Source organism: Rhizobium sp. BK661 (genome assembly GCF_024808825.1).
Lineage (GTDB): Bacteria > Pseudomonadota > Alphaproteobacteria > Rhizobiales > Rhizobiaceae > Rhizobium.
Genome location: NZ_JANTYT010000026.1, coordinates 21,045 through 33,931, shown reverse-complemented (window position 1 = coordinate 33,931; position 12,887 = coordinate 21,045). Strand labels below are relative to the sequence as shown.

The 12,887-nt window shown below is 57.0% G+C and carries 10 protein-coding genes; 1 reads left to right on the top strand and 9 read right to left on the bottom strand.

The window, feature by feature from the left end:
* Positions 1–177 precede the first annotated feature (177 nt).
* The 3 genes from FHX16_RS28275 to FHX16_RS28265 all read right to left on the bottom strand — a co-directional run bounded on the left by FHX16_RS28275 (position 178) and on the right by FHX16_RS28265 (position 4,076).
* On the bottom strand, positions 178–1,176 hold the full coding sequence (locus tag FHX16_RS28275; protein WP_259131637.1) for a DUF3427 domain-containing protein: 999 nt from the start codon (positions 1,174–1,176) through the stop codon (positions 178–180).
* 154 nt (positions 1,177–1,330) lie between these two features.
* Positions 1,331–2,365: an SIR2 family protein gene (locus FHX16_RS28270; RefSeq protein ID WP_259131635.1), complete on the bottom strand. Its 1,035-nt coding sequence runs from the start codon at positions 2,363–2,365 to the stop codon at positions 1,331–1,333.
* 517 nt (positions 2,366–2,882) lie between these two features.
* A complete protein-coding gene (locus FHX16_RS28265; protein ID WP_259131651.1) occupies positions 2,883–4,076 on the bottom strand; it encodes a succinylglutamate desuccinylase/aspartoacylase family protein in 1,194 nt (397 codons plus the stop codon).
* A 328-nt stretch (positions 4,077–4,404) separates the two neighbouring features.
* Between FHX16_RS28265 and FHX16_RS28260 the strand changes: the two genes are divergently transcribed.
* Positions 4,405–4,698: a hypothetical protein gene (locus FHX16_RS28260; RefSeq protein ID WP_183753975.1), complete on the top strand. Its 294-nt coding sequence runs from the start codon at positions 4,405–4,407 to the stop codon at positions 4,696–4,698.
* A 57-nt stretch (positions 4,699–4,755) separates the two neighbouring features.
* On the opposite strand, the gene FHX16_RS28255 is transcribed toward FHX16_RS28260, so the two are convergent.
* The 6 genes from FHX16_RS28255 to FHX16_RS28230 form a co-directional block, all read right to left on the bottom strand.
* On the bottom strand, positions 4,756–6,075 hold the full coding sequence (locus FHX16_RS28255; RefSeq protein ID WP_259131633.1) for a glucoamylase family protein: 1,320 nt from the start codon (positions 6,073–6,075) through the stop codon (positions 4,756–4,758).
* Between the two features lie 158 nt (positions 6,076–6,233).
* On the bottom strand, positions 6,234–8,681 hold the full coding sequence (locus tag FHX16_RS28250) for a phosphoketolase (RefSeq protein ID WP_259131631.1): 2,448 nt from the start codon (positions 8,679–8,681) through the stop codon (positions 6,234–6,236).
* 59 nt (positions 8,682–8,740) lie between these two features.
* Positions 8,741–10,420 (bottom strand): ABC transporter ATP-binding protein/permease, encoded by a 1,680-nt coding sequence (locus tag FHX16_RS28245; protein WP_259131628.1) that lies wholly within the window; start codon positions 10,418–10,420, stop codon positions 8,741–8,743.
* A 31-nt stretch (positions 10,421–10,451) separates the two neighbouring features.
* A complete protein-coding gene (locus FHX16_RS28240; RefSeq protein ID WP_259131626.1) occupies positions 10,452–10,700 on the bottom strand; it encodes a DUF982 domain-containing protein in 249 nt (82 codons plus the stop codon).
* A 94-nt stretch (positions 10,701–10,794) separates the two neighbouring features.
* Complete coding sequence (locus FHX16_RS28235; RefSeq protein WP_183753967.1) at positions 10,795–11,139, bottom strand: hypothetical protein; 345 nt, start codon at positions 11,137–11,139, stop codon at positions 10,795–10,797.
* Positions 11,140–11,431: 292 nt separating this feature from the next.
* A complete protein-coding gene (locus FHX16_RS28230; protein ID WP_259131623.1) occupies positions 11,432–12,625 on the bottom strand; it encodes an MFS transporter in 1,194 nt (397 codons plus the stop codon).
* Positions 12,626–12,887: the final 262 nt, after the last annotated feature.

Sequence of the window (12,887 nt, the reverse complement as noted above, 5' to 3'; positions counted from 1 at the left end):
TCAACAGGCATCCATGAGACGGTCTCGCCGACTATACTTTTCGAGACATTGAGTGGACCTGGCATATACAGGCAATGCGAAACTTTGCTTGCACGCGCAAAGCCGATGATCGATTTATGTGGGGTGAGGTAGGAATTGGAGGCGACATTGTCCGCCTCCAAGGCGCGGCTGAAAGGGCTATCTTCGGGCTCGATAGCTCAACGGCTCCAACGACAGATTGGAAATGTCCTCCCCGCGCAGGATAAAGACCTTCCCGGATCCAGTGGCTGGGTCGAATTCACAGACACGATAAATTGCGAACTGTGCCTGATGTGCCTGGAAAAAGGCGAGTTCATTTGCCGAAAGAAAAAAATCTGACTGCGCATTTCCCCTCGTCGTCTTAACCTCGATGTACAATTCTGTGCCATCAGGGTCGAAAGACAGAATATCGTAACCCGCACCATCTCCTTCGATCTCCGCCACGTGGCGTATCTCGTCGACCTTGTGGGCGGCTTCAGTGTTGAGAAGGCGACTGCGCTCGAAGACCATCACCGACCTTTCGCCCCCAAATCCAAGCGCTTTATTGCGAGCGTCAGCCGCCGAAAAATCCGCCTTCCTTGCGCGAAATGTCCGCGTTGCCTCCCCAGTCCCTTCTCGATTTGCTGGAGGGTCGACTTCTGTCAATCCTTCGCCAGGGCTCGTCGCAAACGAAAATTCGGGCGACTGCTTAAGTTCAAGTCCGATCCGCTCCCTTGTGGATTTGTCCATTTGCCAGTCAAGAATTTGCCACTGGAAGTGAACCGGCTTTTGGCGGTCTTTATCATGCGACAGGTATTTTAGCATTCCAAGATATGTGTACGGGACACCGGCACCTTCCTTAGTTCGCAGGAACAGATAGATGCTATGCTTGAGCTCGTCGTGCTTGATCCATTCCTTTATTCTTTTTTCATCGAGCTCTTGCGATGGCTGCGATTGCCAAGTGAGCACTCCGTCAGAACTCACGCCCTCGTCGAAGGTGTGAGTACCCGCTGTTTGTCCGTACGTAACGAAGAAAACCCAGTCACCGGGGCGCCCTGGAACTCGGATCACGCCGTGATTACCCCATGTTCCCGCCCGCTCCGTGAAAGGAGTTCCAGGAGCGAAAATGTCATGAACCTCGCGACGATCATAATCGGCGTAGAGCGAAAGCTGCTTCAATTGTAGTTCTCCAGTTAATGCAACCTGGCACATTCACGAGAGCAGGTAAAAACACTGTGAAATGTGCGAATTGATCACCGGAAATCTGACGCTAGCGCAGGTAGGGCGTGGTGGGCCTGTGCTCGCGCAGATGTCTTGCAGTTCTCCGCGATCTTTAAACGGCGAAGTTCATCAATTGCCTCTCCATAAATTCCTTGCACGTCATGCCGTACTTAATGCTGACGTATCGATGATGATCGCTAGACGTCGGGCAGTACAGAGAGACAATCTTTCGCTTTAACTTCCCTTCGATATCGTCGGTAAGTCCATATCCAGTCGAATACACATTTGTGAAAATTGGCTTATTGTCTGGCAGTTCTGCGTCAAGGAGTTTCATATTTTGGTTGGCGAACGCGAAACCCAGGAAGACGATATTTCGCGACTCCCGAATGGCTTTCTTCATTCTCGCTATCAAAGACGCGTCTTGCACCGTCTCTGACCAAGTAATCAGATTGTTTGTAATGTGATACAAGTCTGCATGTTCTGACGGCGTTCCAAAGGAGAATCGGCTCAAACTTCCCAATGATCCGTAGGGATGAATTATGTTCATCCCATCGACGATGTTTCTTGCCGTCTTCCGATCAACATCCCGGTATGCTCTCTGAATTGCGAATTCCAAATAGTGCTCGATGCAACGATCATAGTTGAAGCAGATGATCGTTATATCGCTTCCAATTGATTCAACTTCACTTGCTCTCACATCATCAAATAAAGCGCGGGTAAAAGTGGATATCCAAGTGTCCTGAACGGAGCTCCAATTAATTCCGTCCCCTTCTTTTCCCTTCGGCGGGACTATTTTTGATTTTCCCTCGGCTTCCAAGATCGCGTGAGCAATTTGGATTTTTCCGAGTTCCGCGATGAGTGAATTATCGCTATAGCGGTTTATGTATTCGTCAATTGACCCTGCTGTTTCGACACCGCGATTGATATCCCTGAAGGCAGCGAATGCTTTTTCGAGCATTTCCTGGTTCTCCTGGTACTTCCCCCACACAGTGTTGAATATCTTGCGATTTCCCTTGGTTAGTGCACCATGGTCAAAATAGAAGTAGCTATTGTCGCGTATGTTCTCCAGCAGTTTCCAACCCACCGGAAGACCAAACTCTGCGCTGGCTCCCGCACCAACTACAAAAACCGTATTCGGTTCAAACATGCCTGATAGATGTCCTCATTCGAAGCCGTAGTATTTAAGAAGCGCCTTTTCGAGGCTTCCGCCGCTCGCTTGCAACCCAACGCCCCAACCCCGGGGGCTTCCACCATAACGGACCAAATCTAGGATTGCACACTGCCAATTACCAGAGATTGTAGCTAGTTATCCCCGGCGCGGCGCAAGGTGGGCTGTCCTCGCGCAAGCCTCCTGATGGACTGACGATCCATCTCCTGAGATAAACATTCCTTGTCGTCAATCGCGCTACGCTACGTGCTACGTTTTGCTTTGACTCTACCCGCCTTATATGTTGTATTTATTGAATAATTTTCAGATCTCGAATCCTGTCGGGTGCGCCAATCAGCCCTAAATCGCCAGTCTCCTCATCATTCCAGATCAAAGTCCACTCAGGCCACGTTTTTGAGCGGACACAACACTGCCGCTCTCGCCCCTTTAACCGCTGGACATCCGGCGGCAACGGCATGATCCGCTAAGGCATTGAAAGAATAGGCCTTACGGTGGTTTACTCGGGATAAGACTCAACGCCCTCCAGCGCCGCTTTGTGGAAGAGGATGAACACCAGCGGATTGCCCGGCTCGGACATGGCGTCGCTGCGCTGGCCCGTTACCTCTCCAGCTACGCCGCTTGTATACTCCGCGACCACTTCGCCGAAGCTGTTGCGCTGAATGGCGACCTTCTGTCCGGGTTCGACCTTGTCGTTGAGCTTGACCAAATGCTCGACGATACCGCCCTGGGTTGCCAGAATCGGGAACGCACTGTTGCCGATGAAGACATTCACGTCCTTGGCCGTCCGGCCCATAGCCCCGCCAACGATGCCATAATGCTTGAGAACATTCATCGTGCCTTCCACGAACAGCGAGATCATCTCGAGGTCCAGAATGCGAGCCGCGCCAATCTCCGGCGTGAAGGACGGGATGCCCACGTCCATGAATGCGTTGTGCAGAACACCGGGATAGACATGGTTGTCGAAGATCTGGCCGACGGGATAGAGCTCCAGCATTGCCTTGACCTCGGGCACATCCATGCCGCCAATATTGAATGCGGTGACTTCGAAACCGGTTGTTCCGGTGTGAAAGTCGATCGCGAAGTCGGCGTTCGGCCGCAGCAACCGGTTGAACAGCAGCCCCGCGTGTCGGCTGGGCGCCGTGGCGCCGTTCTCATTCCCGGGCCATTCCCGGTTCATATCGATCAAATCTATGCCTCTGCCCTGATTGGGCCATCTGCGCTGCATGCTTTCAATGGCCGGGCGCGCCACGTCGGTGACTGCCATCACTGTGCCCGACATCTGCGCGGGATCGAGCTGGTTCATCACCGTCTGGACAGTATGAATGTTACTCATTTCGTCGCCATGCACACCGCTGGTCAGAACGCCGCGCTTGCCGGGCTTTGCCCCCTTTGCGACCGTCACGGATACGTTCCAGTGCTGCCCCGTTGGCATCTGCGCCCCCTGAAAATACAAGAGGTGCTTTTGCCCCGGCTCCAAGTCATCGACGTCGAGCGCACTGACGACCTTTTTTCCATCGATAACATCGCCGGTATAGACAGTCCCCGACGCGGCACGGGCAGCAGGCGCCGCTGCCTCCTGGGCACTCGCGGTACGTGCGCTCACAGCTAGGGCAGCCGACGCGCCAACCGTGGCAATAGATGCGATTAGGAGATCACGGCGATCAATGCCTGTGTTCGATTTGTCCGACATGATGGGGGCCCTTTGTGATTTGAAAAATTGCAATAGAACAACGGCATGCACATCGGTCGCGAGAATCCCGCGCGATTTCAACTAGGGTACGCTGCTGCACTGGCAAGGTTGCACAATTTCCGCAAAACTCTGACGACCTCGCAAACCTGCGTGTCGCTCGACAATTCCGGAGGTAGTACACAAAGCCGGCCTCCCGACAGCCGCCAGAACGGCCTCTTTCCTGTCTCCCGCATAGGCGTTCTTTCGGCGCAACACCAAAATATCGAGTCGACTGCGAGTTTGACTTCCGACATTGTAGTATTGCTGCAGTTCAAGCGGGATGCATGTCATGTCGTACTCGCAAACGTTCCCAGTCTATGCCTCCGTGCTCATGACGGGCATTGTCGCGCCGCTATTCGCATTGTCTGCGGCCGAAACGGCCGCGATAAAATCGTCTCGGGCCCCGTCGATATCGATCCTCGTGACGGCGAGCCTGGACCAGAGGGAGTTGTCGGCACCCGGCAGGTCAATCGACTGGTGGCTGCGGGACGATATCGTGCATACGTCGGAGGCCACGGACGCTGCAAAGAGCGTGTTCAACCGAAATTGGCTGAAGGACGATCAGCTCCGCGGCTCCCATTGAACTGATCCACTGACGATCCGTTCGAGATCGAACTGCAGAGTTCGCCGTGCGCCCCTCCTAGAGCCAGCCACCGTCGAAGCCCGCCCGGCGCAATCCGCGGACGATCGGCTCGCAATCGCGCATCAGCTTCCACAGGAAGCCGGTGCGGTAATTTTCGATCATCAGGGCCACCGGCCCCTGATCGATGCCGAAATGGTAGGGGCTGATCCACCACCCTGTGGGACTGCTCGTGTCCTTGAAGCTCTGATTGAAGGATGGCTTGAATCCGTAAAGCCGCCTCATCCCCAGCTGCATGCCCTTGAAATTGCGAACGGTTGGAATGACGATCTCGGGTGCGAAAGGCAGAGACGCCACGACGACCCAGGGGGCTACCGTCCCGTCATCAGGCCCGAACGGTGCGCCGCGCGCTATGTAATCGAAGAACTCCCGGCGATATCCGCCAGTTTCCAGCGTTCGCCAGCCGGGACCATCACAGGCGGTAAAGCCCCAGCAGTGCTCGCCATAGCCCTCGAATTGCATCGGATTTCGGATCGCATATTCCTGCTGCACAAAGGTAGCCTGGCGGCTGTTCTGGAAATAGTCACTGCCGTGCTCGCGCATGAATTCGTCGCGGATGTCGCGGAAATCGATCCACATTTGTGAAAGCTGATGCGTAAAGAGTGGGCCCGAATAGAGCAGTTCACGCCCAAAGATGTTCCGCCACTCGTAACTCTCTGTGTAGGCCGCGTAGCTCTCCGGGGGCAGCGGGTGCGTTGGTGACCCGAGCCCCAGTATGTAGAGAAGCAGCCCCTCGTCGTAGCCACGCCAGCGATAGGGAATGAAGCCGTTTTCCGGTCGCCAGCCATGGGTCAGCGTCGGGCCATGGTCACGCGCCCAGTTCCAGTCCGCCCGCTCGTAGAGCGCCGCCGCAAGCTCCCTGATCTTCGCCTCGTCAGCCGTGTCCCGATCGAAATAGGTTGCGGCCGTTAGAGCACCGGCGAACAGAAACGCCGAGTCGATGGTCGACAATTCGCACTGCCAGACCCGCCGCCCCGTCTCGATGTCAAGGAAATGATAGAAGAAGCCCTTGTAGCCCGACGCATCCGGTTCAGGGCCTTGATGGCATCGCATCAAGAAATGCAGCCGTCGTCGGGCGATCTTGGCGGCAAACTCCCGGATGATGATGTCGCACTCCACCAGGACCGGAATGGTAGCAAGCGCCATGCCAATGGCGGCAATACTTGCTGGTGCGCCGTCTTGGGTCTTGTCGCGCACCAACCCGTTGTCCGGGTTGGTGCAATGCAGGTAGTAGAGCAACGTCGTGAACTGCAATCGCTCGAAGTCCTCGTCGCTCGGAGGGGCATCCGGATTTGGCGCGGTCAAAGGCACCTCGACCATGGCTTCACCTATTAAAAAGCTTCGCGCTCCATTTTCTGGCAGTGCCGCATGCTGCCAAATCCAAGTCACTGCCTGAGCGTCGCCCGCAGTGACCTGGATATCTTGGGCTTATCGCAGCCTGCCCGTCCGAGCTCCCCCAGATATGCAGGCTGGACGGCTCATGTATTGTCGCCTTCCGTCGACGTCCTTCGCGCTCCGGTGGACTGGCCCCGCCCCCCCCATTTCCAGCCGCTGATTTCGGGCATGTCATCGCCATGCTTCTGGATGTATTGCCGGTGTTCGATCAGCTTTTCGCGGATTGCCTGCTTGAAGTAGGCGGCACTGGCGCCAAGCTGCGGCAGTCGATCGATGACGTCCTCAACCAGATGGAAGCGGTCGAGCTCGTTCAGGACGACCATGTCGAAGGGCGTCGTGGTGGTCCCCTCCTCCTTGTACCCCCGCACATGCAGATTGTCGTGGTTGGTGCGCCGGTAGGTCAGGCGATGAATCAGCCAGGGATATCCATGGAACGCGAAGATGACCGGCTTGTCCTTGGTGAAGAACGCATCGAAATCACGATCGGACAGGCCATGCGGATGCTCGCTCGACGGCTGCAGCTTCATGAGATTGACGACATTGATGACGCGGACCTTCAGATCCGGCAAATGTTCGCGGAGCAACTGCACCGCAGCCAGCGTTTCCAGCGTCGGAACGTCGCCGCAGCATGCCATGACGACATCGGGCTCGCTGCCCTTGTCGGAGCTGGCCCATTCCCAGATACCAAGGCCTTCCGCGCAATGCTTGATCGCCTCATCCATCGTCAGCCACTGCGGTGAGGGCTGCTTGCCGGCAACGACGACATTCACGTAGTTGCGGCTGCGCAGGCAGTGGTCAGTGACGGAAAGCAACGTGTTGGCGTCCGCCGGCAGATAAACGCGGATCACCTCGGCTTTCTTGTTGACCACATGGTCGATGAAACCGGGATCCTGGTGGCTGAAGCCATTGTGATCCTGGCGCCAGACATGCGAGCTCAGAAAGTAGTTGAGCGACGCGATCGGCCGCCGCCACGGAATCTCGTTACAGACCTTCAACCACTTGGCGTGCTGGTTGAACATCGAGTCGATGATGTGGATGAACGCTTCGTAGCAGGAGAAGAAGCCGTGCCGTCCGGTCAGGAGGTAGCCTTCCAGCCAGCCCTGGCACTGATGCTCGCTCAACACCTCCATGACGCGCCCGTCGGGCGACAGATGATCGTCCTCAGGGTAGATCTCCGCCATGTAGCAGCGGTCCGTAACCTCAAGCACGTCCTGCCAGCGGTTGGAGTTGTTCTCGTCGGGGCTGAATAGCCGGAAGTTCTTGCTGTTCAGGTTCAGCTTCATGACGTCGCGCAGGAATTTGCCCATGACTCGCGCGGATTCGGTCGTGGTCGCGCCGGGGCTCGGCACCGAGACGGCGTAGTCGCGGAAGTCGGGCATCTTCAGATCACGCAGCAGCAGCCCACCGTTTGCGTGCAGGTTGTCGCTCATCCGGCGATGACCCGTCGGCGCCAACGCAGCGAATTCTGCCCGCAGCTTGCCGCCCTCGTCGAAGAGTTCCTCTGGCTTGTAGGTATTCATCCAGTGCTGCAGGATCTCGATGTGCTCGGGCTTGTCCATTTCGCCCATCGGGACCTGGTGGGCCCTCCAGTAACCCTCGCACTTCTTGCCATCGATTTCGCTCGGGCAGGTCCAGCCTTTCGGCGTCCGGAAAACGATCATCGGCCATGCCGGACGTGTCAGATTGCCTTTCTCGCGCGCCTCCGCCCAGATCCGTTTTATCTCTGCGACGGCTGTATCCATGGCGGCAGCCAATTGCTGCTGCACCTTGTCGGGCTCATGTCCTTCGACGAACAGCGGCGCATAGCCCATCCCTTCGAAGAACTTCCTCAGTTCGGGTTCGGGAATGCGCGCCAGGAAGCACGGGTTGGCGATCTTGTAGCCGTTGAGGTGCAGGATCGGCAGCACACATCCATCGCGGGCCGGATTGAGAAACTTGTTGCCGTGCCATCCCGTGGCGAGCGGGCCGGTTTCCGCCTCGCCGTCGCCGACGACACAAGCCACAATCAGGTCGGGATTGTCGAAGGCCGCGCCGTAGGCGTGGCTCAGAGCATAGCCCAGTTCGCCACCCTCATGGATGCTTCCAGGCGTTTCGGGAGCGACATGGCTCGGAATTCCGCCAGGGAAGCTGAACTGCTTGAACAGAGCCTTCATCCCTTCGGCGTCCTCGCCGATATTCGGGTAGACCTTGCTGTAGGTCCCTTCGAGGTAGGCGTGTGCAACAAGTGACGGTCCACCGTGGCCGGGACCGATCACGTAGATCATGTTGAGGTCGTCGCGCTTGATCACGCGGTTCAAATGCACGTAGAGCATGTTCAAGCCCGGCGTCGTGCCCCAGTGGCCCAGCAGCCGTGGCTTGATGTGCTCACGCTTGAGCGGCTCTTTCAGGAGCGGATTGTCGAGCAGATAAATCTGTCCGACCGAAAGATAGTTCGATGCGCGCCAGTAGGCGTCCATCAAGCGCAGTTCGTCGGCTCCCAGCGGAGTGGCTTTTGCCTGATAATCGTCGGTTGAAAGAGCGGCATTCGTCATCGTCAGCCTCCTATCGACTTTCTCGTCGTCTCGGTTTTCGTGCCGCCACCGTTGGACGGCTATGCGGCTTTCCTCCACTGCCATGCGCCATTATCGCCGAGGTCCAGGATGGCATCATAGGCCGATATGCTGGCAGCGCTCCCGATGTGGACGCAGGCAATGCCGTCATTCGTGAAGCGCGTGATAATCTGGAAAAGCGTATCCCAGCCCACCACAACCTCAGTCCTCTCAAGCAGGACGACACGCGGTTTCGCTGCGCATACGCTCGCCAGCATCAGCAGGTGCTGCTCCCTTTGCGTCAGAAACGTGTGCCACTCCACTTCTTGTTGAAATCCCTCTGCCCTAGAAATGCGCTCGAGTCCGAATTCGGCAAGTAGCATTGAAATTCGTTCGTCCAGTATTTCTTCGCTCGCCGTCGGCGGAACAATCACTTGTCGAAGCGTACTCGGGGGAAGATAAGACTGCTGCGGAAGGAACCGTATTCCATCACCCGCGGGCCGTAAAATTCCGCCGGAACCTGAATAGGTAACGCCCGCGGTCGCCCTGAAAAGCGCGCTGCCTTGTTCCTCCCGTAAGCAGGTCACGAGGACACGGGCCCGAGGCGGAATGGTAACCGTCAGCTCACGCAACAACGGCGAACCGCCCGGCTCCGGTCGTATCGTAAGCTTCTCGTAGGATAGTCCCTCCCCGCTTTGATCGATCCGAATTTCGGATCCGGCCTGCTGCTGCGAGTTCTCTATTGCTTCCGAGAGCGTGCTCAAACGTGCCACGACGGCGGCAAAATTTGAAATCGACGTGAATTGATTGATGATAAGCGAAAATGCACCGACCAGCATCGCGAAGGCAGCCGCCGATTGCGTAATCACGCCAAACTCTATGTCCCCCCGGAAGAACGCCGGCGCAACGATGAGGGCGGGGATTATCTGGATCAACCAATTGTAACCCGTCGTGGAGAAGCCGACATTGCGGTTCACTGAGGTTATGACGCGGAAGTTCGCAATCAGATCATCAAGTCGGCTTGCGAGGAAGGATTTCAGCTGCGGCCCATTGCCGGTGAGCATTATCTGCTCGGCATTTTCTCTGACTTGAAGAAGGCCCGCGCGAAAGCTCGCTTCCTTATCGAGCTGGTCGTAGTTCAGTTTGATGAGCCGCCGCCCCAGCCCGATCGTAAGAAAGGAGCCACCGGCGGCATAAAAGACGGCAACGGCGAAGAGCACGGGATTGATGGAGAGAAGCACGCCGGAAAATGAAACGATCGTCAGACCGCTGTTGAGGATCATCAGCAGGAAAGACAGGGTCGTCACGGTAAAGGCGCGAATATCTTCCGAGATGCGCTGGTCGGGATGCGAAAGCTTGCCCGAAACATCGAGACGATAGAACGCTCCATCCGTCAGATAGAGATTGACGACCCGGCGTGTCAGGAATCCCCTCCAAAGCAACGCGAGGCGCTCCTCGGTAAAGCGCGCGAACACCGATACAGCGGTGGAGCCGGCAAACACCAGGACGTAGAAGACGGCCTGGCGAGCGAACTCGCTAACCTGGCGGTCGGCAATTGCCGTCATGAAGTTTCGGCCGACGAAACTGTTAAGCACGTTGAGCCCATTGATCGCGAAGAACAATATCACAAGGCCTGCCATCAGCAGCTTTGCCGCGCCTCCAACCTCGGAAGAACTGAAAATCCTCACTGAGCGAAGAAAGCGGCCCGCCGTTACCCTAAAGGGAGTTCGCAGCTCTTCCATGCTTCTCCTCTTTGCGTCACGCCAGCCCCACCTACAGATGAAGCCCCGCCTCCCGAACAGCCTCCTCAAAGGCTATGCGTGCGAGATAGCTTGGAGCCCAACTCCGCACGACATCCTGGCAGCTTTCCACCGCCAGCGCGAAAGCCGGCCCAGGTCGAGGCCAATTGCTCTTTAGCTTCCCCAATGCCTCCTCGGCGGTACCGATGAACTCAAGGGCGCCGTTCTTACCCGTGTGCGCGAGCACACAGACGTTCCAAGGGCCAGGACATATGTCGTCCATGAATTCCCCCGTTGGATTGACGGAACCCATCAGCAGTCAGCCGATTCATCGGTCTATTGAACAAAAATCGCCCAGAAATCTCAACGTTGAGGGGCTAAGACTTGAGGTCGTGCGCCTGCCCTGACGCTCGCAGTTCGTCGAGGGTCTTACCTCCGCAGGTTCCTCCCTCCAATCCGCCAATGGCCTTCGCTTTGCCGTCCAGCGTAATCGTACCCGCAATCCGGTCCGAAGCTGTGTAAGTCGCGGTACCGTCCTTCGTTACCCTAGACAAATAGAAGGCATGATAAGTGCCCTTCACTTCACAGCTGATAACCACCGGAAAATCGGCAAAAGGATCTTTTGCGTAGGCGGCTCGGTTGGGCAAAAACGAGGCCCAACAAGAGACGGCAATCAATAACTTTAAGAACGAAGTAGTTGCCCCAGGCGGCAGATACACCATTGATCGAACCTCAGCTCCGAGAAAACGGGAAATCGCAAGGTATTTCGATGCGTGCTTTCAGGTGGTGTCAGCTGCATAAGTATGTCGCAGTATGTCGCCGCTAGGCAAGGGAATTGTGATCCCTCACGAGAAAATTCTACTGCGAGAAGAAGTATTTGGCAGCCTCGCGAAAAGCACCTGACTGCACTTCCCGCTAGCCCTGATGCTTCCTAGGAAAACATCGATGGACGACGCGATTGGGACTCGCGTCGTCCGCCGCTCTCCAAGGAAATTTGCGGGGCCACCGCCGCGGTCAGGCGGCCTGCGTTACAGTGCCGGCGTCGGATGCGGAGCGGCTGTCCAGGACGCTGCTCCAGAGTGTCAGAATAAGGGCACCGGCAACCAGTATTGCACCGACCCATGGTGTTGCCCCAAGGCCGAGGGGAGACTCGACCACCAGGCCGCCGATCCATGCGCCCGCGGCAATGCCGAGGTTGAATGCCGCGATATTGAGGGCCGAGGCGACATCAACGGCCGCCGGGCGAACCTGCTTTGCCAATTGAACCACATAGATTTGCAGGCCTGGCACATTGGCAAAGGAAAGGAAACCCAAAGCGGCAAGTGTCGGAACGACCAGCCAAGGCGATGCAGCTGTGAAGCTGAACAGCACCAGCACAATCGCCTGGGCGATGAACAGTCCGGTCAAAGCGCGGACTGGGCTGCGGTTGGCAAGCCTGCCGCCGGCGATATTGCCGATGGCGATCGCGATGCCGTAGACCACGAGGATGAGGCTGACCGTACCGGCCGCAAAGCCGGTGATATCCTGCAGGATCGACGCAAGGAACGTAAAGGCGACGAAGGTGCCCCCATAACCGAGCGCGGTCATGGCAAAGACGATGAGCAGGCGTCCGCTCCCGAGCACCCGGATCTGGTCACCAATGGTAGCAGCCGGCGCCTTTTTCAGGTTCGACGGCAGAAGCACGGCAATGCCAAGAAAAGCGATCGCACCGAGACCAGCAACGGCGGCGAAGGTTGCGCGCCAACCGAAGTTTTGGCCGATCAGCGTGCCGAGCGGAACGCCGGTGACGATGGCGACTGTCAATCCCATGAACATCATCGCAATCGCCGAGGCCCGGCGGTTTTCGGGAACGAGATCGGCTGCAATCGTCGAGCCGACCGAGAAGAAGACACCGTGAGCAAACGCCGATAGCACGCGTGCCACCAGCAAGGGCGCATAACTTGGGCTGAGTGCTGCCATGCCGTTGCCGACGATGAACAGCGCCATCAGGCCGAGAAGCAGCGGCTTTCTTTCGATGCGCCCGGTCAAGGCCGTCAGCACCGGCGCCCCGAACGTGACGCCGAGCGCGTAAACACTGACGATCAATCCCGCCAGTGGCAGGCTGATATGGAGATCTGAAGCGACAGTCGGCAACAGGCCGACGATGACGAATTCCGTGGTTCCGATCGCATAGGCCGCGATCGTCAAAGCGAAAAGAGCAATTGGCATGATGTGCCTCGAATGACTGCCGGTCCGCCGGCATGGTTGACTGGCGAACATATGGAGGCATCGGACTTCAGTGATAAGCAGTCACTTGCTCCATGCATCTGTGAACTGAATTCACAAACGCGCCAAAGGACGGCAACGGAAGAGAGGCGCAAGGACGGCGGGTGGCGCTGAGAAATCGATCGATCCTAAAAGGCTCGTTGCCGTTCGGTAACACCAGCTCAAAACTCTTAGTGTGGTCTGTGCATCTCGCGCGAATTGCACG